Raw genomic sequence first — 26560 nt, 5'->3', positions numbered from 1 at the left:
AGTTCGTCGTGGCGCTGCACCAGGGTCCCGAGGAGCAGGACGGCGCCCCCTTCCGGCGCCTGGCCTTCAACCCGTTCTACGGTGAGGCCGACCCGGTCGGCGGCATGACCGAGGCTCCGCCTCGCCACCGGCTGCCCGACGGGCCGCTGCCGCCGGCGACGGCGTACCGGCTCGTCCACGACGAGCTGATGCTCGACGGCAATTCCCGGCTCAATCTGGCGACCTTCGTCACCACGTGGATGGAGCCGCAGGCCGGGGTGCTCATGGGCGAGTGCCGCGACAAGAACATGATCGACAAGGACGAGTATCCGAGGACGGCCGAGCTGGAGCGCCGCTGCGTCGCCATGCTGGCCCAGCTGTGGAACGCGCCCGATCCGTCGGCCGCCGTCGGCTGTTCGACCACCGGCTCCAGCGAGGCCTGCATGCTGGCCGGACTGGCCCTCAAGCGCCGCTGGTCGCAGCGCAACGCGGACCGCTATCCCGGTGCCCGGCCGAATCTGGTGATGGGCGTCAACGTGCAGGTCTGCTGGGAGAAGTTCTGCAACTTCTGGGAGGTCGAGCCGCGCCTGGTGCCCATGGAGGGCGACCGCTTCCACCTCGACGCCGCCTCCGCCGCCGCGCTGTGCGACGAGAACACCATCGGTGTGGTCGCCGTCCTCGGCTCCACGTTCGACGGCTCCTACGAGCCCGTCGCCGACATCTGCGCCGCCCTCGACGATCTCCAGGCCCGCACCGGTCTCGACGTCCCCGTCCACGTGGACGGGGCCTCCGGCGGCATGATCGCCCCCTTCCTCGACGAGGACCTCGTGTGGGACTTCCGGCTGCCTCGGGTCTCCTCGATCAACACCTCCGGGCACAAGTACGGACTGGTCTATCCGGGCGTCGGCTGGGCGCTGTGGCGCTCGCCCGCCGAACTGCCCGAGGAACTCGTCTTCCGGGTCAACTACCTGGGCGGCGACATGCCTACCTTCGCCCTCAACTTCTCCCGCCCCGGCGCCCAGGTCGTCGCGCAGTACTACACCTTCCTCCGGCTGGGCCGGGAGGGCTACCGGGCGGTCCAGCAGGCCGGCCGGGACGTCGCCCGCGGCCTGGCCGAACGGATCGAGGCCCTGGGCGACTTCCGCCTGCTGACCCGGGGCGACCAGCTGCCGGTCTTCGCCTTCACCACCGCACCCGACGTCACCTCCTTCGACGTCTTCGACGTCTCGCGCCGCCTGCGCGAACACGGCTGGCTGGTCCCCGCCTACACCTTCCCCGCGCACCGGGAGGACCTGTCGGTGCTGCGGATCGTCTGCCGCAACGGCTTCTCCGCGGACCTGGCCGGGCTCCTCGTCGAGGACCTGCGCCGGCTGCTGCCCGAGCTGCGGCGCCAGCCGCACCCCTTCACCCGGGACCAGGGCGCCGCGACCGCCTTCCACCACTGAGCGGCGCGGCCTCACGCACCGCCGCCGACCGGGTCCTCGCAGGCCAGCCGGAACTCCGACCAGCGCACCCCGTCCCGGGTCGTCGCGTAGGCGCAGCGGTCGCCGGCCTCCCGCAGCAGCCCGATCCCGGTGCGCCGCACCCAGGAGGAGCCCCACTCCGTGGCCGCGAAGGTGCGGCCGCCGTCCTCGCTCGTGTACGCCCGCAGGTCCGCGTCGACCCGCAGCCGGCCGCCGGGGCCGGGCACCGGCAGGCCCAGGAGGCTGCGCGGCTCCGCGTCGGGCCGGGTGGTCCGCACGCGGGTCCAGGTCCGGCCGCCGTCGGCCGAGCGGTACAGGGCCCGCAGCGGGTTCTTCACCGGCTCGCCGCCGTCGAGCTCGCCCAGCTCCGCCGCGTACACCGCGTCCGGGCCGACCACGACGGCGACTCCGTGGGCGGGCCGGCCGGGCGTGCTCGGCAGCGGGGTCGGCGACCAGCTGCGGCCCGCGTCACGGGAGACGGCGAGCGCGGTCCTTCCGGTGAGCGGATCGGTGCCCGACACCCACCACGAGCCGTCCGGCTCCGGCACGGCGGCCGGGCGCGGATGCGCCCCGAGCGCGGGCACCCGGGCCAGCGCCCGGCGCCGCCCGTCCTGCGGGGAGATCACGACCAGCCGTTCGCGGGCGCACTCCTCCGGCGTGGCCGCCGGGGGCGCCACGCACGCGGTGGTGAGGACCGCGCCCGCCGGTATCAGCGGGGCCGTGCCGGCCGTGCGCCGGTCGACCGCCCGCCAGCTGCGGCCCCCGTCCCGGGTGAACCAGGTCCGCTCGGGCTCCTCCCCTCCCCCGTCCTCGATCAGCGCCCGGCCCGGCCCGAGCACCGTCAGCCCGGCCGAGACGCCCCGCGAGGGCGGTATCTCCGGAAGGGGCGTGGGCCGCAGCGCCCAGGACCGCGCGCCACGGTCGAGGGCGGCGACCTGCTGGCGGCAGAAGCCGCCGTCCGGCCGCGCCCGGTCCGTCACGCACTGGACGAGCAGCACGAAGCCGCTGCCGTCCGCCGCGAAGCCGAGGCTGTGCGCCCAACCGGGGAGGCCCGGCGCGGACGGTATCCGCGCCGGAGGCCCGTACGGCGCCGGCGTCGCCGTGCCCGCAGGCGGCGGACCTCCCGCCGGCGGTGCGGAAGGCCCGCCGGCCGGTCCGGCCGGCCGGGGCGCCCCCGTACAGGCGGCGAGCACCAACAGGAGCAGCGCGGCACACACCACCGTCCGGGAACCGCGCGTGGAACGACGTGTGGAACGGTGCGTGGAACGACATGTGGAACCGCGCGTGGATCGCCCCATCGAACTCCCCCTGTCCTCGGTCCGTCGCGGTGAAGACCCGCTGCCTCTGTTACACCGCCCACCGCCTCCGGGTTCCCACCTCCGCCCCGCCTTTTTCCGGAGCCGGCCGCCCCGCTATCTCCAGCCGGCCGCCCCGCTATCTCCCGAGCCGGCCGAACTTCCGCACGGCCAGCGGGAAGAACACCGCCGTCAGCACCACCGGCCACACCACCGCGGCGCCGACCCAGCCCGGTTCACCGCCCGGGCCGCCGCACAGGTCCCGTACCGCCGTCGCCGTCGCCGACATCGGGTTCCACTCCACGGCCGCGCCCAGCCAGGCCGGCATGGCCTCCGGCGAGGCGAACGCGTTCGACAGGAAGCCCACCGGCCAGACCAGGATCTGCACCGCCTGCACCAGCTCCGCCCGCCCCGCGACCAGGGCGAGGTAGATCCCGATCCACAGCATCGCGAACCGCAGCAGGAGCAGTAGCCCCATCACCCCCAGGAAGGCCCAGAGACCCCCGTGCGCCCGCCAGCCGATCGCGTAGCCGACGCCCGTCATCAGGAGCAGGCCCACCGTCGACTGGAGCATGTCGGCGGCCGCCCGGCCCACGAGCACGGCGCCGTCGGTCATCGGCATCGAACGGAATCGGTCGATCACGCCCTTGTTCAGGTCCCGCGTCACCGCCGTCATGGTGCCTTCGAGCCCGAACACCATGGTCAGGGTGAGCATGCCGGGCACGAGGAAGTCGACGTAGTCGCCCTCGACCGCGCGGCCGCCGCCGACCAGGTAGCCGAACATCAGCAGCATCATGACCGGGAAGACCAGTCCGACCACGACCTGGACGGGCTGCCGCGCCCAGTGGGCCAGTTCCCGCCGGGTCATGGTCCAGCAGTCGCTCACCGCGTTCGCCGCGGTCGTGCGGCCGCCCCCGTACGCCGCGGTCGTGCGGCCGCCCCCGTACGCCGCGGTCGTGCGGCCACCCGCGTCCACCGCGCTCATGCGGCCACCTCCTCGCGCTCACCGGTCAGATGCAGGAAGACCTCGTCGAGGGTCGGCCGCCGCAGGGCGATGTCCTCCGCCTCGATGCCGGCCTCCTCCAGGGCCCGTACGGTCCTGGCGAGGGAGGCCATCCGGTCGTCCACGGGCGCGCTGACCCGCCGCCGGTCGCGGTCGACCTCCGTCTCGCCGGGGACGAACGGGAGCAGCTTCACCGCCTCGTCGAGCCGGGCCGCGTCCCGTACGACCACGTCGATGCGGTCCCTGCCGACGCGGGTCTTCAGTTCGCCGGGGGTGCCGTCGGCGACCACCCGGCCGCGGTCGACGACGGAGACGCGGTCGGCGAGCCGGTCGGCCTCCTCCAGGTACTGGGTGGTCAGCAGGACGGTCGTCCCGGCCCCGACCAGGGAGCGCACCGAGTCCCACACCTCGCCCCGGCCGCGCGGGTCGAGCCCGGTGGTCGGCTCGTCGAGGAAGAGCACCTCCGGGTCGGTGATCAGCGACGCGGCCAGGTCGAGCCGTCGCCGCATGCCTCCGCTGTACTGCCGTACCGGCTTGCGGCCGGTGTCGACGAGCCCGAAGCGCTCCAGGAGCTCGTCCGCGCGCCGCCCGGCGCCCCGCGCCCCCAGGTGGTGCAGCCGCCCGAACATCTCCAGGTTCTGCCGGCCGGACAGGTCCTCGTCGAGGGCCGCGTGCTGGCCGAGCAGTCCGATCCGCCGCCGGACGTCGGCGGCCTGCCGGCGTACGTCGTACCCGGCCACCCGCACCTCGCCCTCGTCGTGGCGCAGGAGGGTGGACAGGACCCGTACGGTCGTGGTCTTCCCGGCGCCGTTGGGGCCGAGCAGGCCGTGCACGGTGCCGCGCCGGACGGCCAGGTCGAGGCCGTCGAGTGCCTTCTTCTCGCCGTAGCGCTTGTGCGCACCGTCGACGACGATCGCGTGTTCCGCTTCTCTTGGGTCGGCTGGCATACCCGTTCCTCCCGAAAAATCCGTAGTCAAATTTGACCACTCGCCCGCGCCGGAGGGTATGCCCCGCGGGGAAGTTAGTCAAACTTGATTAGCTGTCGCAGTCGCCCGGTGATCAGCTGTCGCAGCCGCCCGGCGATCAGCTGTCGCGCCGACGGTCCGCCGCGTAGGGGTTCTCCTGCCCCTCCGCGAGGACGCCGACGAAGGGCTCGCCCTCCCCGGCGAAGGTGTACGCCCCCGCCTCGATCCGGTCGATCAGACCGAGCGTCCACTCCCGGCCCGCGTCGGCCGTGTGCACCCACAGGTGCATGATCTCCCCGATGTGGCCGAGCTGACCCGGCCCGCCCTCGGGCGTGTAGTACTCGGTGACCGACGCCCGCCACTCGTCCAGGCCCCGCACCCGCGCCCGCAGCAGCTCCACGGCCTCCGCGCGCGGCAGGTCCACGATGAAGCCGATGGCGGAGGACAGCACGTCCATCTCCTGGTCGTACGTGGCCAGGGCCTCGCGCAGCAGCCGGAAGTACTCCGCCAGGCCCGCGTCCGTGATCTCGTACTCGACCCGCGGCGGGCCGCCGGCCGTGCTCGGCGCGATCTCGTCGGCGACCAGCAGTCCCTGCTTCGCCATCTGCTTGAGCGCGTGGTAGATCGAGCCGGGCTTGGCGTTGGACCACTCGTGCGCGCCCCAGAACTCCAGGTCGTTGCGCACCTGATAGCCGTGGGCGCGGCCGTGCTGCTTGACCGCGCCGAGGACGAGAAGACGGATCGCTGACATGCTCCGAGTCTAATGAGGCACTGGTCAAGCTTGACCAGTGCGGTCGGCCCGGCCCGGCCCCGCGGACACGAGGACTCCCGGGGACGAGGAAGCCGCCCCGGGCCTCCCGAGTGCTACGAAGCGGTGCCCGGGCCCCCGGCCGCCGCCTTCTCCATCTCGATCAGCTCGAAGGAGCCCTTGCCGTCCAGGGACTCCCGGATGATGTCCGCGTGGCCGGCGTGCCGGCCCATCTCCTGGACCAGGTGGAGCAGCATCCAGCGGACCGTGACCCGCCCGTCCTTCGGGAACCAGGGCGCCGGCGGCAACGGGAAGGTCTCGTCCAGGCTGGGGACGCTCCGGACGAATTCCTCCGTCTCCTTGGCGACGCCCTCCCAGAAGGCGAGGGTCTCGGGGACCGTCTCGCCGTCCACGAGCCGGAACGCCTCGCCCCAGGTCTCCTGGGTGCGCTGCCGCTCGTTGGGCCGCTGCTGGGCGAGCCGCAGCCAGTTGAGCTCGACCTCCGCGACGTGCTTGATCAGGCCGGAGAGCGACAGCTCACTGGCGCTGGGGCGGCTCGCCGCCTGCTCCTCGGTGAGGCCGAAGGCGGCCCGGACGAGCGCGGCCCGCTGCGCCTCGATGAAGTTGAGGAGCGCGCCGCGCTCGTCGCCGGGAGCCTCCGCGGGAACGAGAGCAACCATGGTGTCCGCCTTCCGTCGTGCCTACGTGAACCTTCTCGACACCGACCACGCTACGGACCCTTGCGGACAGCTGCGGTCCTAAAAGGGAAACCGGCTGCGCCCGTGCTGGATGGAGATCCACTTCTGGGTGGTGAACGCCTCGATCGTCGCCTCGCCGTTGAGCCGGCCGATGCCCGACCGCTTCTCTCCGCCGAACGGCACGATCGGCTCGTCGTGCACGCTGCCGTCGTTGATGTGGATCATGCCGGTGTGGATGCGCTTGGCGATCCGCACGCCCCGCTCGATGTCGCCGGTGTGCACGGCGCCGCTCAGTCCGTAGGGGGTGTCGTTGGCGATCCGTACGGCCTCGTCCTCGCCGTCGAAGGGCACGAGCAGGGCCACGGGGCCGAAGATCTCCTGGCCGAGGACGGGCGCGTCGGGGGCGATGCCGGTGAGGACGGTCGGGGAGACGAGGCTGCCCTCGACCGAGCCGCGCAGCAGGGCGGTGGCCCCGGCGGCGACGGTCTGGTCGACGACCGAGGAGACGGCCTCCGCCTGCTGGGCGTTGATGAGCGGGCCGATGTGGGTGGCGGGGTCGGCCGGGTCGCCGACCCGCAGCGTCTTCACCTTCGCGACGAACTTCTCGGTGAACTCGGCCTCCAGGGTGCGGTCCACCAGGATCCGGTTGGCGGCCATGCAGACCTGCCCCTGGTGCACGAAACGGCTGAAGACCGCCGCGTCCACGGCGTAGTCGACGTCGGCGTCGTCGAGGACGATCAGGGCGCTGTTGCCGCCGAGTTCGAGCACGGCGTGCTTGAAGTGCTGGGCGCAGACGGTGGCGACGTGGCGGCCGGTGCGGTCGGAGCCGGTGAAGGAGATGACCTTCGGGACCGGGTGGGTGAGGAGGGCGTCGCCGATCTCGGCGATGTCGGTGACGACGACGTTGAGGAGCCCGGTGGGCAGTCCGGCGTCCTCCAGGACCTTCGCGACGAGGGTGCCGCCGCAGATCGGGGTGTTCTGGTGGGGCTTGAGGACGACGGCGTTGCCGAGGGCGAGCGCCGGGGCGACCGACTTGACCGACAGGAAGAAGGGGAAGTTGAAGGGCGAGATGACGCCGACGACACCGACCGGGACGCGGTAGACCCGGTTCTCCTTGCCGTCCACCGGGGAGGGCAGGATGCGGCCCTCGGGGCGCAGCGCCAGCTGCATCGCCTCGCGCAGGAACTCCTTGGCGAGGTGCAGCTCGAAGGCGGCCTTCAGGCGCGTCCCGCCGAGCTCGGCGACGATCGCCTCGGCGATCTCCTCCTCGCGCTCCTCGACGATCCGCAGGGCCCGTTCGAAGACGAGCCGGCGGGTGTACGGGTTGGTCTCGGCCCACTCGGCCTGGGCGCGCTCGGCGGCCCGGTAGGCGCGGTCCACCTCGGTGGCGGTGGCGACGGTGATGGCGGCCAGCTTCTCGCCGGTGTACGGGTTGAAGTCGATGATGTCCCAGGAACCGCTGCCCGGCTTCCACTCGCCGTCGATGTACTGGTGGGCCAGTTCGGTGAAGTAGTCGCTGGACGAGGAGGACGGTGCCATGGAACGAGACCCCTTACCCGCGGTGGCGGACGTCGGCACGGACGACTGCCGCGTCACAGCCGCCTCACTGATGTCCCGTCATCGTACTGACGTATCAGCCGAGTTGTAGTGCCTCGCGGGTGCCGGCCCCGGGATTCGGGGCGGCTCGGGGGCTCAGGAGAGCTGGAGGAGCCCCCGCAGCAGGTCGCGGCTCTCCGCGGGGCCGGGGCTGTCCTTCTGCAGCCGCTCCATCACGCGCGCGTACTGGGCGACCTCCTCGCGCTTGTCGAGGTAGAGGGCGCTGGTCAGCTGCTCCAGGTAGACGACGTCGGAGAGGTCGGACTCGGGGAAGCTCAGCATCGTGAAGGCGCCGCTCTCGCCCGCGTGGCCGCCGAAGCTGAAGGGCATGACCTGCAGGGTGATGTTGTGGTGCTCGGAGACCTCGATGAGGTGCTTCAGCTGCCCCCGCATCACGGACCGGTCGCCGTACGGGCGGCGCAGCGCGGCCTCGTCGAGGACGGCGTGCAGGTGCGGCGCGTTCTCCGAGACGAGGACCTTCTGGCGCTCCAGGCGCAGGGCGACCCGGCGGTCGGTCTCGGCGCGCGGGGCGTCGGGCATGCCGCGGGTGACGACGGCGTGGGCGTACGCCTCGGTCTGCAACAGGCCGTGCACGAACTGGACTTCGTAGACGCGGATGAGGGAGGCGGCGCCCTCCAGGCCGATGTACGTCTGGAACCAGCCCGGCAGCACGTCGCCGAAGCTGTGCCACCAGCCGGCGACGTTGGCCTCGCGGGCCAGGCCGAGGAGCGCACCGCGCTCGGCCTCGTCACTGACCCCGTAGAGGGTGAGCAGGTCCTCGACGTCCCTGGCCTTGAAGCTCACCCTTCCCAACTCCATACGGCTGATCTTGGATTCGGACGCCCGGATCGAATAGCCGGCGGCCTCCCTGGTGATGCCACGGGACTCGCGCAGTCGCCTCAACTGGGAGCCCAGCAGGATGCGGCGCACCACGCTCCCGCTCGCCCCGCTCGATTCGCCTGCCGTCACGGCTCCAGCCTCCCCTTCACGGTGCTGCTCTCGCTCTCGAGCCCCCGTCGAGCCCCGGATTCTGCCACTAAACGCTTCAGCGCGTACACATTCGATTACGGATAGGGGGCGGGTTCCGGGCAGCTTCGACCCGTGGAGTGGTCCAGGGGTGGACGACTTATGCACAGATTCGGCACGGGGACGGACAGGTCCGGCGCGTGCACGTGCATCTGCCCTTGCATCCCTTGGGCGCATTCGGAACCATGGTGCTCGCGCAGCCGCGTCCTCGCGCGGTGCCGCACCGTTGTCGCACCGCCTTGTCGCACCACCGCCGCGATTCCCGGGAGTGCCTCGCATGGGACCGAATGGATCGACCATGCTCGAGCCGTTACGGCAGGGGCTTCCGCCGATCGATCCCTCGACCGTCTCCAACTCGGCCTCCTGCGCCCTTCCGCCCCGTTACGAAGCGGTGCGCGGCGCACGGAACTTCACCAGCCAGACGCTCAGCAACTGGGATCTCGCGGACCGCTTCGACGATGTCGCCCTCGTGGTCTCCGAGCTGGTCACCAACGCGCTGCGCCACGCACTCCCGGCGGAGGCGGCGGACGGCCAGGACCGCGCGGCCGAGGACGGCCTGAATCCGCCCGTCCGGTTGCACCTGATGCGCTGGGCCTCCCGTCTGGTGTGCGCCGTGCGCGACCCCAGCCGGGAGAGCCCGGAGGCACGGGAGGGCGAGGAGGACTTCGCCGCCGAGTCGGGGCGCGGGCTGTTCCTGGTGGAGTCGTTCAGCGACAGCTGGGGCTGGCACCCGCTCGCCGGCACCCTCCAGGGCAAGGTGGTGTGGGCGCTGTTCCGGCTGGGCCCGGAGTAGCCCGCTCACGCGCGCACGGCACTCGGCACCCCTGTCGTACGCGAAGGGCCCCGACGGCAGTCGCCGTCGGGGCCCTTCGTCGTGTGCCGGTACGTTTCCTCACACCAGGTGGTCGAACTCCCCGTCCTTCACGCCCAGGATCAGCGCCTCGATCTCGGCGGGGGTGTAGACGAGCGCGGGACCGTCGGGGTGCCGGGAGTTGCGGACGGCGACGTCCCCTCCGGGCAGTTTGGCGAACTCCACGCAGGAGCCCTGGGAGTTGCTGTGCCTGCTCTTCTGCCACACGACACCACGAAGCTCCGTGGCCGCCATGCCGTTGTACGCGTGGTGCGCGTGATGCACTGGTAGCTCCCCGAGAAGATTGGTGCAGGTGTCAACTTCCTCGGATCATAGCTGTGTTCATATGCGGATGCGCGGGCAGATGCAAGAGCAGATGCACGTGCACGAGAGGTCGCGTAGTGACTACGCGACTCAGCGTGCCGCCGACGCGTACGGCAGCAGCGCCATCTCCCTCGCGTTCTTCACGGCCCGCGCGATCTGCCGCTGCTGCCGCGCCGTCACCCGGGTCACCCGACGGCTCCTGATCTTGCCCCGGTCGGAGATGAACCTCCGCAGCAGGTCGGTGTCCTTGTAGTCGACGTACGTGATGCCGGCGGCGTCCAGCGGGTTGGGGCGTGCGGCGGCGGATCGGCGCCCGGTTCTGCCGGGCTTGGGGGACTTGGGGGGCTTGGGGGACACGGGTCAGACCTCCAGGAGGGTGTCGAAGTCGGACGGCAGCCGCTTCCAGGCGTCGCGCCCGGCGGCGTACTCGGCGTCGGTGAGCAGGCAGGAGCCGAGGAGCTCGGCGAGGCCCTCGCGGTCCAGGCCGGGCGAGGTGAAGACGAGGTGCTGGCAGCGGTCGCCGTGCTCGGGGTGCCAGTCGAGCGCGGCGGCGGCCCGGCGCATCGGCGGGACCATCTCCCAGGCGGCGTCCGGCAGCGAGGCCAGCCACGGCCCGGCGCTCTCCACGCACAGCGCGCCGCCCGCCGCGTCCCAGCCGAGCAGGGTGTCGGGCCGGTCGGCGAGGTAGAAGCGGCCGCGACTGCGGGCGGCGGCACAGGTCAGGTCCTCGAGCGCGGCGTACAGCCGGCCCGGGTGGAAGGGCCGGTGGTGGCGCCAGACGAAAGTGGCGACGCCGTGCTCGTCCGCCTCCTGCGGCAGCCGCGCGCACGCCGGGTGCTGGGCCGCGGCGGCGGCCTCCACGTCGAAGCCGGCGAGTGCGGCGGCGGCGAGCGCGTCCGGTTGGTCCACGGGGATCCGGCGGGCGGTGGGGTGGAGCTGGGCGAGCAGGGCGCGGTCCTCGTCGTCGGCCTCGGGGCTGTCGACGACGGCGAGCACGGGCGCGTACTCCAGCTGACGCGCCCAGGTGTCGGCGACGGTCCGCTGATCGGTGGCGGCCGCGGCGAGGCCGGCGTCGGCCAGGTCGTCGCCGTTGCCGAGGTACGGCAGCAGCAGGGCCGGGTCGACGGCGGTGACGACGCCGCCGATGCGCAGCCCGGCGGCGGCGACCACCTCGGCCATCGCCTTGGGTTCGACGGAGTCCCACAGCTCGACGACCGCCAGCCGGGTCCGGCCCTCGGACGCCTCGTCGGCGAGCCGCTCCAGCTCGGGGACGAGGTCCTCGCGCAGGGCGCAGCAGGCGCAGTCGTTGACGAGCGGCGTCTCACCGGTGCGGAGCCGGCCGTCGGCGTCGCGGACGGTACGGGTCACGGTCCCGGTGAGCGGTGCCGTGGACAGGTCGTGGTGGAGCGCCACGCTGCCGGGGACGGCGGCGAGCAGCCGGTCCACCGCGGTGCGGCGGGCGTCGGAGTGGAGACCACCGACGAGGACGACGGAGAAGGCGGGCGGCGTGGCCCCGGCGCTCGCGGACATCAGCGGGCCTCGCGCCGTCCGTAGCGCTTCTCGAAGCGCTCCACGCGGCCGGCGGTGTCGAGGACGCGCGCGGTGCCGGTGTAGAAGGGGTGGCTCGCCGAGGAGATCTCCACGTCGACGACGGGATAGGTGCGGCCGTCCTCCCACTCGACGGTCTTGTCGCTGGTCATGGTCGAGCGGGTGAGGAAGGCGAAGCCGCCGGCCCGGTCGCGGAAGACGACGGGGCGGTAGTCGGGGTGGATGCCGGGCTTCATGGCTCAGCGCTCCTCTCGGAAGTCGACGTGCCGGCCGGCGACCGGGTCGTACTTGCGCAGGGTGAGACGGTCGGGGTCGTTCCTGCGGTTCTTGCGGGTGACGTAGGTGTAGCCGGTGCCGGCGGTGGACCGGAGTCTGATGATCGGACGGAGTTCGTTGCGGGCCATGGTGTGTAGAGTAAATGAAAACGATTCCCATTACCAATGCCTCCTCGGTGGAGGCTGGAGAGGCAGGTCCCCCGTGTCCGCCCACTGTCAGCTCACCGGAGCCCGGCCCGGCTTCGGCAACCGCATCTCGCACTCCCACCGCCGCACCTCCCGGCGCTTCGACCCCAACATCCAGCGCAAGCGCTACTGGCTGCCGAGCGAGGGCCGGTACGTCCGGCTCGTCCTCAGCGCCCGCGCGATCAAGACCGTCGACACGATCGGCGTCGAGGCGGCCGTGGCCCGCATCCGCGCGCGGGGGGTGAAGGTCTGATGGCGAAGGCGAGCAAGATCGCGCGCAACGAGCACCGCAGGGCCGTCGTCGCCCGGTACGCGGTGCGCCGCGCCTTCCTCAAGGCGGTCATCCGCGACCGCTCCCTCCCGGAGGCCGAGCGCGAGGCAGCCGCCCGCGAGCTGCGCCGCCAGCCGCGCGACGCGAGCCCGACCCGTATCCGCAACCGGGACGCGGTCGACGGCCGCCCGCGCGGCCACCTGCGCACGTTCGGGCTGTCCCGGATCCGCGTACGGGAGCAGGCGCACGCCGGATTCCTGCCGGGGGTGCGCAAGTCCTCGTGGTGAGGGGTGCATCGGGGCGCGCGTGGGGCGGGGCGCTCAGGGGGCCGGTGTGACGGGGCGGGCGGTACCAGGGGTGCCGGGGTTAGGGGGTGCCGGGGTTAGGGGGTGCCGGGGTTAGGGGGTGCCGGGGCCAGGGGGTGCCGGGGCCAGGAGGTGCCGGGGCTAGGGGGTGCCGGGCAGGCCGGTGAGTTCGGCCAGGCGCTTGCCCGCCCGGTCGTAGAGGGACACGTCCGGGGTGCTGCCCGGGTCCTTCTTCGAGGGCGGGGTGTACGCGTACCAGACGCCCCACCCCGGGCGGCCCGGCAGCTCCAGGAGCACCGCCGAGGCCGTCCGGCCGTCCGCGTCCCGCAGCTCCACCCGGCCCGCCGCCCGGGTGCCGTAGTAGAGGCCCGAGTGGAAGGCGCCGGACGCGTCGCCCTCCGACTGGTGGGAGATGCCGGGCCGGGACGTCTCGACGTTGCCGTCCGTGACGCTGCGGAAGTTCTCGTAGCCGTCCGGCCCCGACCAGTACTTGCCCCGGCCCGTCAGCCACACCCGCCAGCCGCGGCCCGCGTCCACCCGCTGCCCGGCCCCCACCACGCGGACCTCCGTCACCGGGTCCGCGCCCGAAGCCGTCACCGGTGGCGCGACGGCCCCGGTGGGCAGCGGTGGGACGGGCGGCACCAGCGGGTCGGCGGAGGCCGCCGCGGCCGGGTGCGCCGGCCGATGGCCGGGCAGGGACAACACCGCCACCGTCGCCGCACCGGACACCGACAGCACCGTCAGCGCGACCAGCGCCACCGCGCGGCGGCGCCGGCGGGCCCGCCCACGGCGGCGGACGGCCACGAGGGGCACGGGCCCCGGGGTGATGTCGTACGCGGTCAGGGCGAAGGCGGCACGGAGCTGGCCCTCCGTGTCCGCGTCGGCCTCCGGCTCCGCGTCGGCCTCCGTCTCCGCGTCAGCCTCCGCGTCCGCGCCTGCGTCCGCGTCTGGGGCGGCATGCGGGGTGCGCCCGGGGGCCACGGCGGAACGGGGGCTCGGAGCGCGGTCGGGGCCCGGATCGCGGTCGGGGTCCGGGGCGGGCTCGGGATCGGGCTCGGGGTCGGGGGTCATCGTCGGGCTCCGGTGGGGGTGGCGGGGGAGGGAGCGGGCGCGGAGGCGGGCCGCCGGGGCGGACCGGGCAGGGTCAGGCCGGGGTGGGCCCGCAGTGCCGCGAGGCCGCGCCGGGCATGCGTCTTGACCGTACCGATCGAGCAGTTCAGCACCGCCGCGATCTCCTGCTCGCCCAGGTCCTCCCAGTACCGCAGGACCATCACGGCCCGCTGCCGCGCCGGCAGGTCGGCGAGCGCCGCGAGGAGCGCGGTGCGTTGCTCGACGGCCTCCGCGTGGCCCGCGTGGGCGTGCCGCACCGACTCGGGGAGCACCGGGGTCAGCAGGTGCACCACCCGCTTCCGGCGGAGGCGGCTGAGGTTGTTGTTGATCAGCGCCCGGCGCACGTAGAGGTCGATCTCGTCGCGCGGGACCCGGCGCCAGCGGCCGTACACCTTGACCAGGGTCGTCTGCACCAGGTCCTCGGCCTCGTGGAAGTCCCCCGTCAGCAGCTGTGCCGTGCGCACCAGCCTGGGCCAGGCGGCCACGGCGAACGCGGCGAAGCCGTCGTCCTCGTCGGTGGACGCCTGCGCCGCGGGCTCGTACGACACGGTGACGGACCTCGCGCTCGCTGGGGGAAGGAGGCAGGGCCCGCCCCGTGCCGGGCCCTGCCGTGGAACACGCACGACGAGCCGTCAGGCGTTCCAGCCCGGCAGTTCGGCGAGCAGCCGTCCGTTGCGGTCGTACAGCGCGACGGACGCACCCCCGTCCTTCTCCGGCCCGGTGTGCGCGTACCAGACGCCCCAGCCGGGACGGCCGGGGAGTTCGAGCAGGGTCGCCGTGGTCCTCGTCCCGTCCGTGCCCGTCAGGACGACCTTTCCGGCCTTCTTGGTGCCGTAGTGGAGGCCGGAGTGGAAGACGCCGGCCGCGTCGCCCTCGGACTGGTGGCTGACGCCGGGCCGGGACAGGTCGACGTTGCCGTCGACGACGCTGCGGAAGTTCTCGTAGCCGTCCGGGCCGGACCAGTGCTTGCCCTCCTCGGTCAGCCACACCGTCCAGCCGCGACCGGCGTCGACCCGCTCGCCGGATCCGACGACGCGGACGGGCGACGGGGCCTTCGCCCCGGCGGTCCGCGCGACGGCCGGAGCCGGGGCGGGGGCGGATTCGGCGACGGCGGGGGCCGGGACGCGGGCGGACACGGCGGCGGCGGCGGGGGCGGCGGTCGTGAGCGCGGCGGCGACGACGACGGCGCCGGCGGTCAGCAGGTACTTCTTCATTGCGGGGGCTCCTGGCTTCCGATGAGCGGTCCTCATCTCCTCCAACTCCCGCGGGCGCCGGTCCGGATGACAGAGGGGCGGATATTTCCGCGGCGGAGCCCGTCAGCGCGCGAGCGCGCCCGACAGCTCGTCCAACGCCTCCAGGAGCAGCACCGCCGCCTTGCGCAGCAGGAAGTGGTCCGGCGCCCCGCCGCCCTCACCACTGCCGTCGCGCTCACCACTGCCGTGGCCCTCCCCCCTGCCCTCGTCCTCACCTGCGCCGTCGTCCTCACCGCCGCCCTCTCCCCCGCGGCCGTCCCGTCCCCCGGCCCGTGCCTCGTCCCGTTCCCAGGCCCGTTCCCAGGTCCCGACGACCGCCCGCAGCTCGTCCCAGCCCGGCACTCTCCGTTCGCGCAGCTCCTTCGCGCCCCGCTCCGTCGCCCGGCGCAGCGCCTCTGCCAGGTCCGCGGCCTGCGGTACGGGTGGGGTGCCGCGCTCGGGAAGATGGGCCTCCAGGAGCATCGCGACCCGCCCGAACTGGGCCAGCGCGTCCTCCGCGTCGCCCACCGCCGCGTGCGACAGTCCCCGGTGCCGTACCGGTTCGTGGGTGGCCCGGGCCACGGCCTCCTGCCAGCCGATCCGGGCCTCCCGGGTGCCGAGCAGCGCCTCGCGGACGTCCGGGCACGCCTGGCCGGCGGGATCGGCGTAGTGGGCGACGACGGCGGCGGCGTACCGCCCGTCCGCGGTCAGCCAGTCGGCGAGCCGGCCGCGCAGCCGCGGGGTCTCCCAGGCCGGGTACACGGCGTACGACACCATCGCGAGCAGACCGCCGAGCAGGGTGAGCAGGACGCGTTCGCGGACGGTCTGGGTGAGGCCCGCGCCGTCCATGCCGAGCAGGAAGACGACGTACGCGGCGACGAAGACCTGGCCGGCGGCGTAGCCGGTCCGCATGAGGAGGTACATCCCGAAGGCGCACAGCACGGCGAGGGCGGCGGAGAGGTACGTGCCCGGGTGGGCGGCCTGGACGACACCCGTGGCGAGGGTGACACCGAGGAGCGTGCCGCCGAGCCGGGCCACGGAACGCGCGTACGTCTGCGAGAAGTCCGGGCGCATCACCATCACCGCCGCCATCGGCGCCCAGTAGCCGTGGCCGAGGGGCAGGGCGGTGCCGAGCGCGTAGCCGGCGGTCGTCACCACCGTGACCCGGACCGCGTGCCGCAGGACCGGCGAGTCGTGCCGGAGTTCCGCCCGCATCCGGGCCAGCGCGACCGGGACGAGCCGGACGAGGGCGGGGCGGGCGCGGGCCGCGGCGGCCGTCTCCGTCCGCGGCTCGGCCGTCTCCACGACATCGCCGAGCAGCGCGGCGAGCCGGGTCGCGGCGCGGCGGGGCGCGCCGGAGAGGATCGCGCCGGTGTCGGGGGTGCGCAGGGCGGCGAGGGCGGGGGGCGGGAGGTCGACCGGTTCGCCGTGCCGGATCGCGTGGGCGCACGCGTCGAGGACCTCGCCGGCCGCGCCCAGCAGCTCCCGCACCCGGTCGCGCTCCGGCCCCTCGGCGGGCGCGCCGACCGCCGGGTCCGCGAGCGAGGCGAGCACGGGCCTGATCCGCTCGGCGAGCCCGCGGGCGCCGTGCAGTTCGGCCGGGCGGCGGCGGGCCTGGCGCGCGGTGACGGCGGCGGCGCTGCGGGCCGTCATCAGCGGTACGGGGTCGAAGGAGGCGGTCGGGTCGTGGCGCAGCCGGCGGGCGTAGTCCGCCTCGGCGGCCAGCGCGTCGGCGAGGGCGTCGCGCTGGGCGCCCCAGCGGCGGACCGGCAGCAGGACGATCAGCGCGGCCTGTACGAGGCCGCCGACGGCGATCATCGCGGCGTGGCCGGCGGCGGTGGCGACGGAGGTGGGGAGGGTGACGGTGACCAGCATGATCGCCACGTTCGAGGAGGCGATGATGCCGACGGTCGGGCCCGCGGCCCAGGCGAGCCCGGCGAGGAAGGTCCACAGCGCGAGCAGCGCCAGGAAGGGACCGGGGTGCGCGCCGGCGCCGGTCACGTACCCGAGGAACGTCGACACGGCGAGGCTGGCGCCGGACGCGAGCGCGAGGGTGGGGCGGGGGCGGTACGAGCGCTGGAACGTCGCGATGGCCGCCTGGAACGCCCCGAACGCGGACGACACCGCGACCGCGGGCCCGAACAGCGCGAGCGCCCCTCCGACCACGATCGCCAGCCCCACCGCCCCCCGGCCCGCGACCACCGGCTCCAACCGCCGCCGCTCGACCGCGAACCCCGACCGCGCGGTCTCCTTCAGGGCACGGAGCCAGCTCATGGGGCGAGCGTAGCGGGGGGCTGGAGCAAAAGAGGGTGTTCGGGGCGAGGCGGGGCGATCTCGGGCATCCTGACGGCGGTACGGGCGAGCGGGCGAGGGGCCCGAGCGGGCCCAGCGGACTGAGCCGGCCGAGCGGGCGAGCGGGCGAGCGGGCGAGCGGGCCCAGCGGACCGAGCGGACCGAGCGGACCCAGCGGGCCCAGCGGGTCGAGCGGGTCGAGCGGGTCGAGCGGGGCGAGCGGGGCGAGCGATGATCGTCGCTCGGTCTCGCCGGGGCGCCGCCACACACCCGCAGGGCGGATGGGCGCCCGCGCGGGCGGGCCACGCCCGGCGGGGTCCGCGTCGCCTTACGGCCGGCCCGGGAGGTGGGGCCTCGGGTGGAGGCCGGCGCGGTCGGCGGCCGTGGTGCCGTGGGTCCACCCCGCCTCGTCCCACGCCGCGCGCACCCGGCTCGCGCGCGTCTCCGGGAAGAGTTCGTCCGTGCGGGCGGTGACCGCCACCTCGCGGGAGGCCAGCGCCGGAAGCAGCGTGGGCGCCTCCGCCGCCACCCGCCGGGAGGTCGCCGCGAGCCGGGCGCCGAGCCGGTTCGCGTAGGCCAGCAGGAAGGACTGCCGGAAGGACTTGGTCCGCTTGCGTCCGCCCGCCCGCTGCTCCGCTTCCGCCCGGGTCATCGCGGCCGTGCCCTGGACGAGCAGCGAGGTGTAGAGGAGTTCCACCGGCTCCAGGTCGGCCTCGAAGCCGACGACGGTCGAGAAGCCGAAGCCCTCGTTCCACACGGCCCGGCAGTGGTTCGCCGTCGCCACCGCGTCCAGGAGGATCGCCTTGGCCTGCTCGTACGGCGGGTCCACCCCGATCCGGATCGCCCCCGGAGTCTCCGGCGAGGGCGCGCCCGCGGCCAGGGTCGCCTCGTCGAGGCTGTGCCGGGCCATCAGCTCCTGGGCCTTGGCGGTCAGGGCCTCGGCCTCCTCCGCGTACGTCGTCGCCTCCGCCTTGGCGAGCAGCGCCCGGATCCTGGTGAGCGTCTTCGGCTCGCCCGCGACGGCGGGCGGCAGGGCCTCGCCCGGGACCGGCCCGACGGCGTCGAGGCGCGGCAGCCGGACGAGGAGCCGGTAGAGCTCCAGGACGGCGGTCGCGTACGAGAAGCGGTCGGGGGCCGTCCAGGCGGTCAGCTCGTCGAGCGCGTCCAGCTGCGCCTGCCAGCGGTGCGGGAGCCGTTCGTACCGCGCGGTCTGCGACCTGACGATCCCGGCGAGCAACCGCACGTGCTCGTCGGCCAGTTCGCGGCGGGCCATGCGCACGAGGTCGGCCGGCTGCCAGCCGCGGGTCCACAGGGTGCGGACGAACTCCTCGCCGCGCCGGTTCAGTTCGGCGTCGGCCGAGGGATCGGCGGCGAGGAGGGATGCCGCGCCGTCGAGGGCGTGGTCGTCACTCCGGCCCCGCTTCCGGCCCGTACCCGTGCCCGTGCCCGTGCCCCCGCTGCCGCCTCCGTACAGCGCCTTCAGCGCCTCCTCGACGGTGTCCGCGCCGCTCATGCCGAGTGCCTCGCGTCCCACTCCTCGCGCGAGCGGGCGATCGCCGACCGGTGGTCGAGGGACCAGTCGATCAACTGCTTGATCAGGTGCGTCATGCTGTGCCCGGTCTCGGTGAGGGAGTACGCGACCTGCGGCGGCGTCGTCGGGAACACCTGCCGCGACACCAGCCCGTCCCGCTCCAGGCGGCGCAGCGTGAAGGTCAGCATGCGCTGCGAGACGCCGTCGACCAGTCGCTGGAGCTCCTTGAACCGCCGGGGCCCCGCCGCCAGTTCGACGACCACGTGGACGGTCCACTTGTCACCGAGCCGGTCCTGGACGTCCCGTACCCCGCACTCCTCGGCGCAGCTGACGACCGGCTCGCCGGGTGCGGGGGTGGTGACATCCGTGTGCCCCTCCGACATCAATGTGCCTCCTTCCAAGATCGCGCGCACGGCGCAACGATGGTCCCAGGCACCTCGCCTGCACCGCCATTCTCGGCCCTCAGGGGGAACCATGCTGCTCGTCACCGGCGTCTCCGGCGCCCTCGGCTCGCTCGTCGCGGAACGGGTCGCCGGCCGCGACGACGTCGTCCTCGGCACCCGCGCCGGTCGTCCCGGCACCCGGCTCGTCGACTTCGACGACCCGTCGACCCTCCCGGACGCCTTCGCCGGGATCGACACACTGCTGCTGATATCCGCCGGTTACGGGGAGGACGACGTCGTCGTCGCCCGCCACGAGGCCGCCGTCTCCGCCGCCGAGCGGGCCGGGGTCGGCCACGTCGTGTACACCAGCCTCTCCGGCGACGGCGACCACCTCACGTACGCGCTCGCCCACCGCTGGACCGAGCGGCGGCTCCAGCGGTCCTCGCTGAACTGGACCATCCTGCGCAACGGCCTCTACGCCGAGTTCCTGACCTGGATCGCCACCCCCGACGCCGACAACCGCATCACCGGACCGCTCGGCGACGGCGGGCTCGCGGCCGTCGCCCGGGCCGACCTGGCCGACGTCGCGGTCTCCGTCGCCACCGATCCGGCCCCGCACGCGGGTCGCGTCTACGAGCTCGTCGGCGACCGGCCGCTGGGCGGCGCCGAGCTGGCGGAGGCGCTGGGGGCCACGTACGCGCCGGTGACGCTGGCGGAGGCCCGTACCGCCATCGCCGCCTCCGGCGCGCAGGCCTTCCAGGTGCCGATGCTGGCGAGCACGTACTCGGCGATCGCCCACGGCTTCCTGGACGGCTCCGGCGTCAAGAGCGACCTGCGCGAACTGCTCGGCGGACGCGAGCCGCTGGACGCCCTGGAGGTGTTCGTGGCGGCCGTACGCGAGGGAGCCGCGGCCGCCTGAGCGGGCGGCCGCGGACCGGCCCGAGCGGGAAACCCGAGCGGGAAAGGGGAAGGGGAAGGGCCGGCCTGAGCGGTAGGGAAGCGGGAGGGGAGCGAAGGGCCGGGACGGAAGGCCGGGACGGAAGGCTGGGGCCGGGACGGAAGGCCGGGGCCGGCGCGGCTGAGGGACCCGGGGACGACACGTGCGCGGGAGGTATGCCTGGCCCTACCCCGGGGACGCCCGCTGGCGGTCGTGATCGGGGCGGGCGGAAACGGTTCGCTTGAGGCATGACCTCGACGAACACCACGGCCGGTACGGATCCGGGCCACCCGACCGGTGCGGGTGCCCGGCCCCGCCGCGAGACCGGTACGGGCGCCGGCGCCCGGCCCCGCCGCACCGGCTCCGCTCCCGCCGTACGGCTCCGCGGCCTGCGCCGCCACCACCGGGACGTCCGCGCCCTCGACGGCGTCGACCTGGACTTCCCCGCCGGGACGTTCACCGCCGTCATGGGCCCCTCCGGCTCGGGCAAGTCCACGCTCCTCCAGTGCGCTGCCGGTCTCGACCGGCCGACGGCGGGCAGCGTGGAGATCGACGGCGTCCCGCTCGCGGGTCTGAGCGAGCGGCGGCTGACGCTGCTGCGAAGGGACCGGATCGGTTTCGTCTTCCAGTCCTTCAACCTGCTGCCCTCCCTCACGGCCGCCCAGAACGTGGCCCTCCCGCTCCGCCTCGCCGGCCGCCGCCCCTCCCGCACCGAAGTGCGCGAGGTGCTGGCCCGGGTCGGCCTCGCGGGCCGCGAGCGCCACCGCCCCGGCGAACTCTCCGGCGGCCAGCAGCAGCGCGTCGCCCTCGCCCGCGCCCTGATCACCCGGCCCGCGGTCCTCTTCGGCGACGAGCCGACCGGCGCCCTCGACTCCACGACGGGCCGCGAGGTCCTGTCCATGCTCCGCGAACTCGTCGACCGGGACGGCCAAACCGTCGTCATGGTCACCCACGACCCGATGGCGGCCGCCCGCGCCGACCGGGTGGTCTTCCTCGTCGACGGCCGCCTGGCCGGCGAGCTGCACGCACCGACGCCACAGGCGGTGGCGGCACGGATGGCGGGCCTTGAGGCACCGAAGGGGCCGGCCGCGGCCGTCGGCGCGACGGCCGTGTCCGCCATGACCGGCCTCCCCGTCATGACCACCACGACGGCCATGAGCGCCGCGACCGACACGACGGCGAAGGCGGGTGGCCCGTGCTGACCGTCGTACTCGCCGGGATGCGGGCCCGCTGGGCGTCCCTCGTCGGTGGGTTCACCGCGCTCGCACTCGGCGTCGGGCTGGTCGCCGTCATGGGGCTCGGGCTGTCCGCGACCCTGAACGCGCCCGAGCGCGCTCCGGTGCGATTCGCGTCGGCGCCCGTCGTCGTGCAGGGTCATGACCGGCTCGCCGTCGAGGTACGGCGAGGGCCCGGCAAGGCGGTCGCGACCGCACCGCTGGACCGTCCACAGCCTGTGGACGACGAACTCCTGCGCGAACTCCGCGCCCGCTGGAGCGTCACCACCGCCGACCCCGGCTCCCGCTCCGGCCACCCCTCGCACGACGGCTCCAGCCACCCCTCGGACGACGGCTCCGGCCACCCCTCGGACAACGGCTCCCGCTCCGGCGCGGCAGGCGCGGCAGGCGTCCCCGGGCCCGACGCCGTCGGGGTCGACGCCCCGGCGGCCGAGGTCCGCGCCCTCGTCGGTGACCGGGCCCGGGTCCTCACCGGTGCGGAGCGGCGGGCGGTCGACCCCGAGGCCGCCCGGGACGCCCGCGCCCTCGTCGCGCTCAACGCCCTGCTCGGCACCGCGGGCGGCGTGGCCGCCTTCGTCTCCGTGTTCGTCGTCGCCTCGACCTTCGCCTTCGCCGTGGCGCTGCGCCGCCGCGAGTACGGTCTGCTGCGCACCGCCGGTGCCACACCCGGTCAGGTCCGGCGGATGCTGCTCGCCGAGGCGGCGGGCCTCGGCGTCCTCGCCTCGGCCGTCGGCTGCCTGCTCGGCGCATGGGGGGCGCCGCTGCTCGCCCGGGCGCTGGTGGACGGCGGGGTGGCCCCGTCCTGGTTCACGATCGGGACCGGCGGCGCCCCCGGTCAGCCCTTCCACGCCGCCCACTGGATCGCCTTCGGCACCGGAGTGACCGTCGCCCTCGCGGGCGCCGTCGCCGCCTCCCGCCGGGCCGGACGGGTCGGGCCCACGGCGGCGCTGCGCGAGGCGGACGTCGACACCGACGTCCTGCCGCGCGGCCGGGCCCTGTGCGGCGCGGCCCTGCTGCTGGCCGGGATCGGCCTGCTGGCGTGGACGGGGGCGACGGACCCGTCCACGCTCCTGAAGCGCAAGACGTACACGACCCAGCCGATGCTCCTGATCTCCGGCGTCGCCCTGCTCGCCCCGCTCCTCGTCCGGCCCGCCGCCCGTGCGCTGCGGCTGCCGGGGGCCGTCGGCACCCTCGTCCGGGAGAACAGCGCGGCCGCCGTACGCCGTACCGCCGCCGTCGCCGCCCCGGTCCTGGTCACCGTCGCCCTCGCCGGCACCCTGCTCGGCTCGGCGGCGACCGTGACCGCCGCCAAGGCGGCCGAGGCACGGGGGCAGACGACGGCGGCGTACGTGACCACCGGCCGTGACCTGCCCCGCACGGGCACGGCCACCGGTGCGACCTCCGTCTTCGTACGGGACGGGGCGGAGGCCCTGGTCAAGTACGGGGCGCGGGCCGTGGCCGACCCGGCGGCCTGGGCCTCCTCCGCGCGCCTGCCGGTCGTCGCGGGCGACCTCCGGAACCTGGACGACGGTTCGATCGTCGTGAACGAGGAGTTCGAGCGCCGGACCGTCGGCGAGGGCGTCGAGGTGTGGCTGGCGGACGGCAGCGGCCCGGTGCGCCTGCGCGTCGCGGCGGTGCTCGCCCGGGGCACCGGCGACAACGGCCCGTACGTGACCTGGGCGAACGCCCCGGACGCGACGGCGGACCGGATCGACGGGACGGGGCCGCCCGGGGAGGGGTCCGGTACGGGCCACGCCCACAAGGGCGGCACCGGCGCGGACCGGCCGGGCACGAGCGCCGCGGGCGGCGCGGGCGGCGCGGGCGGCGCGGGCCCGGCCGGGGGCCCGGGCGCTCACCGGACCGGTGCCGGAGCGGCCGTGGCCGTCACCTCGACAGCGCCCCCGACCACCGAGCAGACCCCGGCCCCGGGCTCAGCCCCGGCCCCAGACTCGACCTCGGCCTCGACATCGACATCGGCCCCGGGTCCGGGTCCGGCGGGCGGCGTCACCCGCACCGTCGACGACTGGGCCGCCGCCACCCACCCGGCCATGACCCCCCAGACCCGCCTGGGACTGCTCCTGGTCCTCGGGATCGCCCTGGTCTACACGGTGATCGCCCTCGTCAACACCCTGCTCATGGCCACCTCGGTACGCGGGCCCGAACTGGTCGCACTGCGCCTGGCGGGCGCCACCCGGGCACAGGTCCTGCGCGTGGTCGTGGGCGAGTCGCTGCTGGCGGTCGGCATCGGCACGGTCCTGGGACTCGGGGTCACGGCCGTCTGCCTCGGTGGTCTGGGCGCGGGCCTCGCGGCGCTCTCCGCGCCGGTGGCGCTCACCGTGCCGTGGGGGACGGTCGGCGCGGCGGCGGGGGTGTGCGCGGCGGTCGCGGCGGCCGCCTCGCTCCTCCCCGCGTGGCGGCTGACCCGCTGAGGGGTCACCCTGGTAAGTCGGGACGGGACAGGGACTGGGGTCGGAGCCGGGTCCCCGTCCCGTCCCGCCTCCCCGGCCGCCGACCCGGCCGACCAGTACCGGGCCCTGCCCGTACGGCCTGAGCCCGTCCCAGCCCGCCCCGGCCCGTACGGACCTTCGTCCGGCCCGCCCCCGCGACCGGCCGGGCGCGCGGCCGGTCGCCGATCGCCAGTCACCGGTCACGAGTCACTGGTCCCTGGTCACTGGTCATCGGCCCCAGGTCACTGGTCACCGGTCACCGGCCCCGGGTCACGGAAGGGCGGTCTCCCCGTCACTCACACGGGTGGTCATATGCCAGAGGCATCTCCGGCGCCGCGCTCGCCGCCCTACCGTGCGGCCATGCTCACGCTCCCCCGCTTCACCCCAACCCCCGTCTTCCGCCTCCTGGGCCTGCCCCGCCCGCCCGACGCGGTGGTGCAGGTCCTGCCGTCCGCGCCCGGTGTCGACAGCGTCCTCCGGGTCCTGCCGCCCTCGCCGGGCCGGGCGTTCGTCCTGGCCCTGGACGTGCGAGGGCGCCGGGATCCCCTGCGGGCCAGGGCATGGACCGCCTGCCTGCCGGGCCTCCGCGAGCGGTACGGCGCCCCCGCCGTCCTCCTCGCCGTCTGCTCCGACCGCTCCACGGCCACCTGGGCGGCGGGCCCCTTCACCACCGGTCTCGGCTGCTGGCCGGCACTGAGCCTGCGCCCCCTTGTCCTGGGCCCGACCGACACCCGGCCCGTCACCACGGCGCCGGCCGCGAGGGCCGACCTCGCCAGCGCGGCGCTCTCCGCCCTCGCGCACTCGCGCGGCTCCCGCGCCGGGGCCGCCCTCGCCGCGCTCTCCGAGGCCCTGCGCACGGCGGCCCCGGAGACCCGCGCGTACTGCTCCACCCTCCTGGAGACGGGCCTGGGCGACAGCCTCGCGGGGGCGGCCTGGCGACGGCTCACCGGGCTGCGCCGTGCTGCCGGCGGCACGCGCTGAAGAACGGCCCGTACGGCTTGGCCGTACGGGCCGGTCCCGGAGCCGCGCTCAGGCCGCGTTCCACGCCTCCGTCGTGCAGCCGGTCTCCCAGTGCCACCACCCGTCCCGCGTCCCCCGTTCGAGGAGGGCCTTGATCTCCGTCAGAGGGGCGTCAGCCGGGACGTTGAGGGCCACCAGCGGGAACTCCGCGCTGAACGACTCGCCGCCGAGACCGAAGGGAGCGAGCCGTTCGTGCACCGCGCGGGCGCTCCGCCCGAGCGGCCCGGAGGCCACCGGCAGGACGCGGACCGTGACGTTCCCGGAGGCGGCGGCCCGAGCGGTCGCCCAGTGCAGGCCCTCGCCGTCGGTCCGGTACCGCACGACGTCCCCCTCGGCCACGCCGTCCTGGAGGAAGGGCACGTTCGTCACCCGAGCCGTGTCCGCGCCCGTCCGTACGGCCCACAGCCCCTCGGTGTCCTGCGGAAGCCAGCCCTCACGGGGGACGAAGCGGAACCAGATCTTGATGGGGTCGGGGGCGGCCCCGCCGTCGTCGCCACGGTCACGGCCCTGGTCCCCGTCCTGGTCGCCGCCCTGGTCGCCGTCCTGGCCCAGGTCCTGCTCCAGGTCACGGTCTCGGTCTCGGTCGCCGTACGTCTCGGTCACCCCGCGAGGCTAGCCCCGGGCCGACGGCCCCGGGACCTGACGGCTCCGACGGGACCGACGGCACCGACGGGACCGACGACCCCCGCACCTCCCACCGGACCCCCGCCCCCCAGCGGTCCCGGCCTCCCCCGCACCTCCCACCGGCCCCCGCCCTCAACCGGCCCCCACCTCCCCCGGCCATCCCCGGTCATCCCCGGTCACCCGCCCGAGCCCTACGGCAGCAGCACCAGCTTGCCCCGCACGTGCCCCCACTCGCTCAGCTCCTGCGCGCGGGCGGCCTCCTTCAGGGAGAAGGTCTCGGCCACGTCCACCCGGAGACCGCCCGCGGCGGTCAGTTCGGCCAGCTCGGTGAGCCAGGCGCGAGCGGTCTCCCCTTCGACGGTGACGCCGGAGAAGACGATGCCGTGGTCGGCCGCGTCGGGTGCGGCGATCGTGACGATCCGGGAGGTCTCGCCGCCGAGCAGCTCGATCGAGACGGGCAGCGTGTCGCGGCCGGCCGCGTCGAAGACCGCGTCGACGCCCTGCGGGGCGGCCGCGCGGACCCGGTCGGCGAGGCCCTCGCCGTACACCACGGGGATCACGCCCAGCTCGCGCAGGAAGCCGTGGTTGCGCTCGGAGGCCGTGCCGACCACCGTCACGCCCGCGGCGACGGCGAGCTGGGCGGCGACGGCGCCGACCGCACCGGCCGCGCCGTGCAGGAGCAGCGTCTCGCCGCGGGTGACACCGAGGAGCTCCAGGACGCGGCGGGCGGTCTCGCCGGCGACCGGGATGCTCGCGGCGAGCTCCCAGGAGAGGCCGGCGGGCTTGCGGGCGACGGTGTCGGCGATGGCGTACTCGGCATAGGCGCCGGTCTTCGTCCAGCCGAACACCTCGTCACCCACGGCCAGTTCGGTCACGCCCTCGCCGAGCGCCTCGACCGTCCCCGCGAACTCCAGGCCGGGCACGGCCGGGAAGGTCGTCGGATAGAACTCCTCCACCCAGCCGTAACGCCGCTTCCAGTCCACGGGGTTGACGCCGACGGCCGCCACCTTCACCCGCACCTCGCCCGGTCCGGGCTCGGGGACGGTCACACCCGACGTGTGGCGCAGCACCTCGGGGCCGCCGAACTCCTCGTACACGATCGCTTCCATGGTTCCCCCTCGTGATCCGTGGGCACCGGCCCCTCGTTGCCCGGGGGCCGCCCCGTTCTGTTGACGGATCAAGCTTCCGCCGAGAACGGCCCCCGCCCGGCCATCCGA

At 74.8% G+C, this 26560-nt stretch carries 28 protein-coding genes; 8 read left to right on the top strand and 20 right to left on the bottom strand.

The genetic code is table 11. The annotated features are described in order from the left end of the window. Positions 1 to 8: 8 nt before the first annotated feature. Positions 9 to 1424, top strand: coding sequence for a glutamate decarboxylase (gene gad, locus ABD954_RS18755; RefSeq protein WP_345487189.1), 1416 nt, complete (start codon positions 9 to 11; stop codon positions 1422 to 1424). 11 nt (positions 1425 to 1435) lie between these two features. Here the strand turns inward: gad and ABD954_RS18750 are convergent, their stop codons facing one another. The 7 genes from ABD954_RS18750 to ABD954_RS18720 form a co-directional block, all read right to left on the bottom strand. Next, positions 1436 to 2440, bottom strand: a complete 1005-nt coding sequence (locus ABD954_RS18750; RefSeq protein ID WP_345487188.1) for a beta propeller repeat protein — start codon at positions 2438 to 2440, stop codon at positions 1436 to 1438. 436 nt (positions 2441 to 2876) lie between these two features. Beyond that, positions 2877 to 3722 (bottom strand): ABC transporter permease, encoded by an 846-nt coding sequence (locus ABD954_RS18745; RefSeq protein ID WP_382745719.1) that lies wholly within the window; start codon positions 3720 to 3722, stop codon positions 2877 to 2879. Continuing rightward, on the bottom strand, positions 3719 to 4687 hold the full coding sequence (locus tag ABD954_RS18740) for an ATP-binding cassette domain-containing protein (RefSeq protein ID WP_345487187.1): 969 nt from the start codon (positions 4685 to 4687) through the stop codon (positions 3719 to 3721). The genes ABD954_RS18745 and ABD954_RS18740 overlap by 4 nt, the downstream gene beginning before the upstream one ends. 136 nt (positions 4688 to 4823) lie before the next feature. Continuing rightward, the gene (locus ABD954_RS18735; protein ID WP_345487186.1) at positions 4824 to 5456 is read right to left on the bottom strand and encodes a PadR family transcriptional regulator; all 633 of its coding nucleotides are present in this window, start codon (positions 5454 to 5456) and stop codon (positions 4824 to 4826) included. A gap of 113 nt (positions 5457 to 5569) precedes the next feature. Then, complete coding sequence (locus tag ABD954_RS18730) at positions 5570 to 6133, bottom strand: DinB family protein (protein WP_345487185.1); 564 nt, start codon at positions 6131 to 6133, stop codon at positions 5570 to 5572. A 78-nt stretch (positions 6134 to 6211) separates the two neighbouring features. Beyond that, complete coding sequence (locus ABD954_RS18725; RefSeq protein ID WP_345487184.1) at positions 6212 to 7690, bottom strand: aldehyde dehydrogenase family protein; 1479 nt, start codon at positions 7688 to 7690, stop codon at positions 6212 to 6214. A gap of 153 nt (positions 7691 to 7843) precedes the next feature. Beyond that, the gene (locus ABD954_RS18720) at positions 7844 to 8716 is read right to left on the bottom strand and encodes a helix-turn-helix domain-containing protein (RefSeq protein ID WP_345487183.1); all 873 of its coding nucleotides are present in this window, start codon (positions 8714 to 8716) and stop codon (positions 7844 to 7846) included. Positions 8717 to 9050: 334 nt separating this feature from the next. On the opposite strand from ABD954_RS18720, the gene ABD954_RS18715 reads away from it, so the two are divergent. Continuing rightward, complete coding sequence (locus ABD954_RS18715) at positions 9051 to 9566, top strand: ATP-binding protein (protein WP_345487181.1); 516 nt, start codon at positions 9051 to 9053, stop codon at positions 9564 to 9566. 99 nt (positions 9567 to 9665) lie between these two features. Here ABD954_RS18715 and ABD954_RS18710 read toward each other — a convergent pair whose 3' ends face one another. From ABD954_RS18710 to rpmG, 5 genes are all read right to left on the bottom strand, one after another. Beyond that, on the bottom strand, positions 9666 to 9878 hold the full coding sequence (locus tag ABD954_RS18710; protein WP_345492284.1) for a DUF397 domain-containing protein: 213 nt from the start codon (positions 9876 to 9878) through the stop codon (positions 9666 to 9668). 159 nt (positions 9879 to 10037) lie between these two features. Next, positions 10038 to 10304 carry a 30S ribosomal protein S18 gene (gene rpsR / locus ABD954_RS18705; RefSeq protein ID WP_382745717.1) on the bottom strand — a complete coding sequence of 89 codons (267 nt, stop codon included), beginning with the start codon at positions 10302 to 10304 and terminating at the stop codon, positions 10038 to 10040. A 3-nt stretch (positions 10305 to 10307) separates the two neighbouring features. Beyond that, the gene (locus ABD954_RS18700; RefSeq protein WP_345487180.1) at positions 10308 to 11477 is read right to left on the bottom strand and encodes a CobW family GTP-binding protein; all 1170 of its coding nucleotides are present in this window, start codon (positions 11475 to 11477) and stop codon (positions 10308 to 10310) included. Then, positions 11477 to 11731 carry a type B 50S ribosomal protein L31 gene (locus ABD954_RS18695; protein ID WP_345487179.1) on the bottom strand — a complete coding sequence of 85 codons (255 nt, stop codon included), beginning with the start codon at positions 11729 to 11731 and terminating at the stop codon, positions 11477 to 11479. The genes ABD954_RS18700 and ABD954_RS18695 overlap by 1 nt, the downstream gene beginning before the upstream one ends. A gap of 3 nt (positions 11732 to 11734) precedes the next feature. After that, on the bottom strand, positions 11735 to 11899 hold the full coding sequence (gene rpmG / locus ABD954_RS18690; RefSeq protein WP_149184451.1) for a 50S ribosomal protein L33: 165 nt from the start codon (positions 11897 to 11899) through the stop codon (positions 11735 to 11737). Between the two features lie 73 nt (positions 11900 to 11972). Here rpmG and rpmB point away from each other — a divergent pair, with 73 nt between their 5' ends. Both rpmB and rpsN read left to right on the top strand, forming a co-directional pair. Beyond that, complete coding sequence (gene rpmB, locus ABD954_RS18685) at positions 11973 to 12209, top strand: 50S ribosomal protein L28 (protein WP_345487178.1); 237 nt, start codon at positions 11973 to 11975, stop codon at positions 12207 to 12209. Next, entirely contained in the window at positions 12209 to 12514 is a 306-nt protein-coding gene (rpsN, locus tag ABD954_RS18680; RefSeq protein WP_345487177.1) for a 30S ribosomal protein S14, read from the top strand. Before rpmB ends, rpsN begins: the two co-directional genes overlap by 1 nt. A gap of 159 nt (positions 12515 to 12673) precedes the next feature. On the opposite strand, the gene ABD954_RS18675 is transcribed toward rpsN, so the two are convergent. From ABD954_RS18675 to ABD954_RS18650, 6 genes are all read right to left on the bottom strand, one after another. After that, the gene (locus ABD954_RS18675) at positions 12674 to 13603 is read right to left on the bottom strand and encodes a hypothetical protein (protein WP_345487176.1); all 930 of its coding nucleotides are present in this window, start codon (positions 13601 to 13603) and stop codon (positions 12674 to 12676) included. Further along, positions 13600 to 14190, bottom strand: a complete 591-nt coding sequence (locus ABD954_RS18670) for a SigE family RNA polymerase sigma factor (RefSeq protein ID WP_345487175.1) — start codon at positions 14188 to 14190, stop codon at positions 13600 to 13602. The genes ABD954_RS18675 and ABD954_RS18670 overlap by 4 nt, the downstream gene beginning before the upstream one ends. Before the next feature lie 84 nt (positions 14191 to 14274). Next, entirely contained in the window at positions 14275 to 14856 is a 582-nt protein-coding gene (locus ABD954_RS18665) for a hypothetical protein (RefSeq protein ID WP_345487174.1), read from the bottom strand. Between the two features lie 102 nt (positions 14857 to 14958). Further along, entirely contained in the window at positions 14959 to 17148 is a 2190-nt protein-coding gene (locus ABD954_RS18660; protein ID WP_345487173.1) for an FUSC family protein, read from the bottom strand. A 346-nt stretch (positions 17149 to 17494) separates the two neighbouring features. Continuing rightward, on the bottom strand, positions 17495 to 18679 hold the full coding sequence (locus tag ABD954_RS18655; protein WP_345487172.1) for a DUF2786 domain-containing protein: 1185 nt from the start codon (positions 18677 to 18679) through the stop codon (positions 17495 to 17497). Next, positions 18676 to 19080 carry a winged helix-turn-helix transcriptional regulator gene (locus ABD954_RS18650; protein ID WP_345487171.1) on the bottom strand — a complete coding sequence of 135 codons (405 nt, stop codon included), beginning with the start codon at positions 19078 to 19080 and terminating at the stop codon, positions 18676 to 18678. The genes ABD954_RS18655 and ABD954_RS18650 overlap by 4 nt, the downstream gene beginning before the upstream one ends. Before the next feature lie 91 nt (positions 19081 to 19171). Here ABD954_RS18650 and ABD954_RS18645 point away from each other — a divergent pair, with 91 nt between their 5' ends. The 4 genes from ABD954_RS18645 (at position 19172) to ABD954_RS18630 (ending at position 24680) form a co-directional block, all read left to right on the top strand. Next, positions 19172 to 19999 (top strand): NAD(P)H-binding protein, encoded by an 828-nt coding sequence (locus ABD954_RS18645; protein WP_345487170.1) that lies wholly within the window; start codon positions 19172 to 19174, stop codon positions 19997 to 19999. A gap of 485 nt (positions 20000 to 20484) precedes the next feature. Beyond that, positions 20485 to 21219: an ABC transporter ATP-binding protein gene (locus ABD954_RS18640; protein ID WP_382745733.1), complete on the top strand. Its 735-nt coding sequence runs from the start codon at positions 20485 to 20487 to the stop codon at positions 21217 to 21219. After that, the gene (locus ABD954_RS18635) at positions 21213 to 23681 is read left to right on the top strand and encodes an FtsX-like permease family protein (protein WP_345487168.1); all 2469 of its coding nucleotides are present in this window, start codon (positions 21213 to 21215) and stop codon (positions 23679 to 23681) included. Before ABD954_RS18640 ends, ABD954_RS18635 begins: the two co-directional genes overlap by 7 nt. 378 nt (positions 23682 to 24059) lie before the next feature. Continuing rightward, positions 24060 to 24680, top strand: coding sequence for a hypothetical protein (locus ABD954_RS18630; protein WP_345487167.1), 621 nt, complete (start codon positions 24060 to 24062; stop codon positions 24678 to 24680). A gap of 48 nt (positions 24681 to 24728) precedes the next feature. Here the strand turns inward: ABD954_RS18630 and ABD954_RS18625 are convergent, their stop codons facing one another. Both ABD954_RS18625 and ABD954_RS18620 read right to left on the bottom strand, forming a co-directional pair. Then, entirely contained in the window at positions 24729 to 25184 is a 456-nt protein-coding gene (locus ABD954_RS18625; protein ID WP_345492280.1) for a DUF4265 domain-containing protein, read from the bottom strand. Between the two features lie 350 nt (positions 25185 to 25534). After that, positions 25535 to 26452, bottom strand: a complete 918-nt coding sequence (locus ABD954_RS18620; protein ID WP_345487166.1) for an NADP-dependent oxidoreductase — start codon at positions 26450 to 26452, stop codon at positions 25535 to 25537. Between the last annotated feature and the right edge of the window lie 108 nt (positions 26453 to 26560).

It is taken from the genome of Streptomyces roseoviridis (genome assembly GCF_039535235.1).
GTDB classification, from domain to species: domain Bacteria; phylum Actinomycetota; class Actinomycetes; order Streptomycetales; family Streptomycetaceae; genus Streptomyces; species Streptomyces roseoviridis.
Note: the sequence above shows the minus strand (reverse complement) of the source record. Positions and strands in the feature narration are given on the sequence as shown.

Coding starts and splice junctions, on each gene's coding strand:
- rpsN (WP_345487177.1), top strand. CDS start 12,209: ATGGCGAAGGCGAGCAAGATCGCGCGCAACGAGCACCGCAGGGCCGTC.
- ABD954_RS18745 (WP_382745719.1), bottom strand. CDS start 3,722: ATGAGCGCGGTGGACGCGGGTGGCCGCACGACCGCGGCGTACGGGGGC.
- ABD954_RS18665 (WP_345487174.1), bottom strand. CDS start 14,856: ATGAAGAAGTACCTGCTGACCGCCGGCGCCGTCGTCGTCGCCGCCGCG.
- ABD954_RS18710 (WP_345492284.1), bottom strand. CDS start 9,878: ATGGCGGCCACGGAGCTTCGTGGTGTCGTGTGGCAGAAGAGCAGGCAC.
- ABD954_RS18640 (WP_382745733.1), top strand. CDS start 20,485: ATGGGCCCCTCCGGCTCGGGCAAGTCCACGCTCCTCCAGTGCGCTGCC.
- ABD954_RS18725 (WP_345487184.1), bottom strand. CDS start 7,690: ATGGCACCGTCCTCCTCGTCCAGCGACTACTTCACCGAACTGGCCCAC.
- ABD954_RS18715 (WP_345487181.1), top strand. CDS start 9,051: ATGGGACCGAATGGATCGACCATGCTCGAGCCGTTACGGCAGGGGCTT.
- ABD954_RS18695 (WP_345487179.1), bottom strand. CDS start 11,731: ATGAAGCCCGGCATCCACCCCGACTACCGCCCCGTCGTCTTCCGCGAC.
- ABD954_RS18660 (WP_345487173.1), bottom strand. CDS start 17,148: ATGAGCTGGCTCCGTGCCCTGAAGGAGACCGCGCGGTCGGGGTTCGCG.
- ABD954_RS18630 (WP_345487167.1), top strand. CDS start 24,060: ATGCTCACGCTCCCCCGCTTCACCCCAACCCCCGTCTTCCGCCTCCTG.
- ABD954_RS18675 (WP_345487176.1), bottom strand. CDS start 13,603: ATGACCCCCGACCCCGAGCCCGATCCCGAGCCCGCCCCGGACCCCGAC.
- ABD954_RS18740 (WP_345487187.1), bottom strand. CDS start 4,687: ATGCCAGCCGACCCAAGAGAAGCGGAACACGCGATCGTCGTCGACGGT.
- ABD954_RS18700 (WP_345487180.1), bottom strand. CDS start 11,477: ATGTCCGCGAGCGCCGGGGCCACGCCGCCCGCCTTCTCCGTCGTCCTC.
- ABD954_RS18655 (WP_345487172.1), bottom strand. CDS start 18,679: ATGAGCGGCGCGGACACCGTCGAGGAGGCGCTGAAGGCGCTGTACGGA.
- ABD954_RS18645 (WP_345487170.1), top strand. CDS start 19,172: ATGCTGCTCGTCACCGGCGTCTCCGGCGCCCTCGGCTCGCTCGTCGCG.
- rpmG (WP_149184451.1), bottom strand. CDS start 11,899: ATGGCCCGCAACGAACTCCGTCCGATCATCAGACTCCGGTCCACCGCC.
- ABD954_RS18620 (WP_345487166.1), bottom strand. CDS start 26,452: ATGGAAGCGATCGTGTACGAGGAGTTCGGCGGCCCCGAGGTGCTGCGC.
- ABD954_RS18730 (WP_345487185.1), bottom strand. CDS start 6,133: ATGGTTGCTCTCGTTCCCGCGGAGGCTCCCGGCGACGAGCGCGGCGCG.
- ABD954_RS18650 (WP_345487171.1), bottom strand. CDS start 19,080: ATGTCGGAGGGGCACACGGATGTCACCACCCCCGCACCCGGCGAGCCG.
- ABD954_RS18735 (WP_345487186.1), bottom strand. CDS start 5,456: ATGTCAGCGATCCGTCTTCTCGTCCTCGGCGCGGTCAAGCAGCACGGC.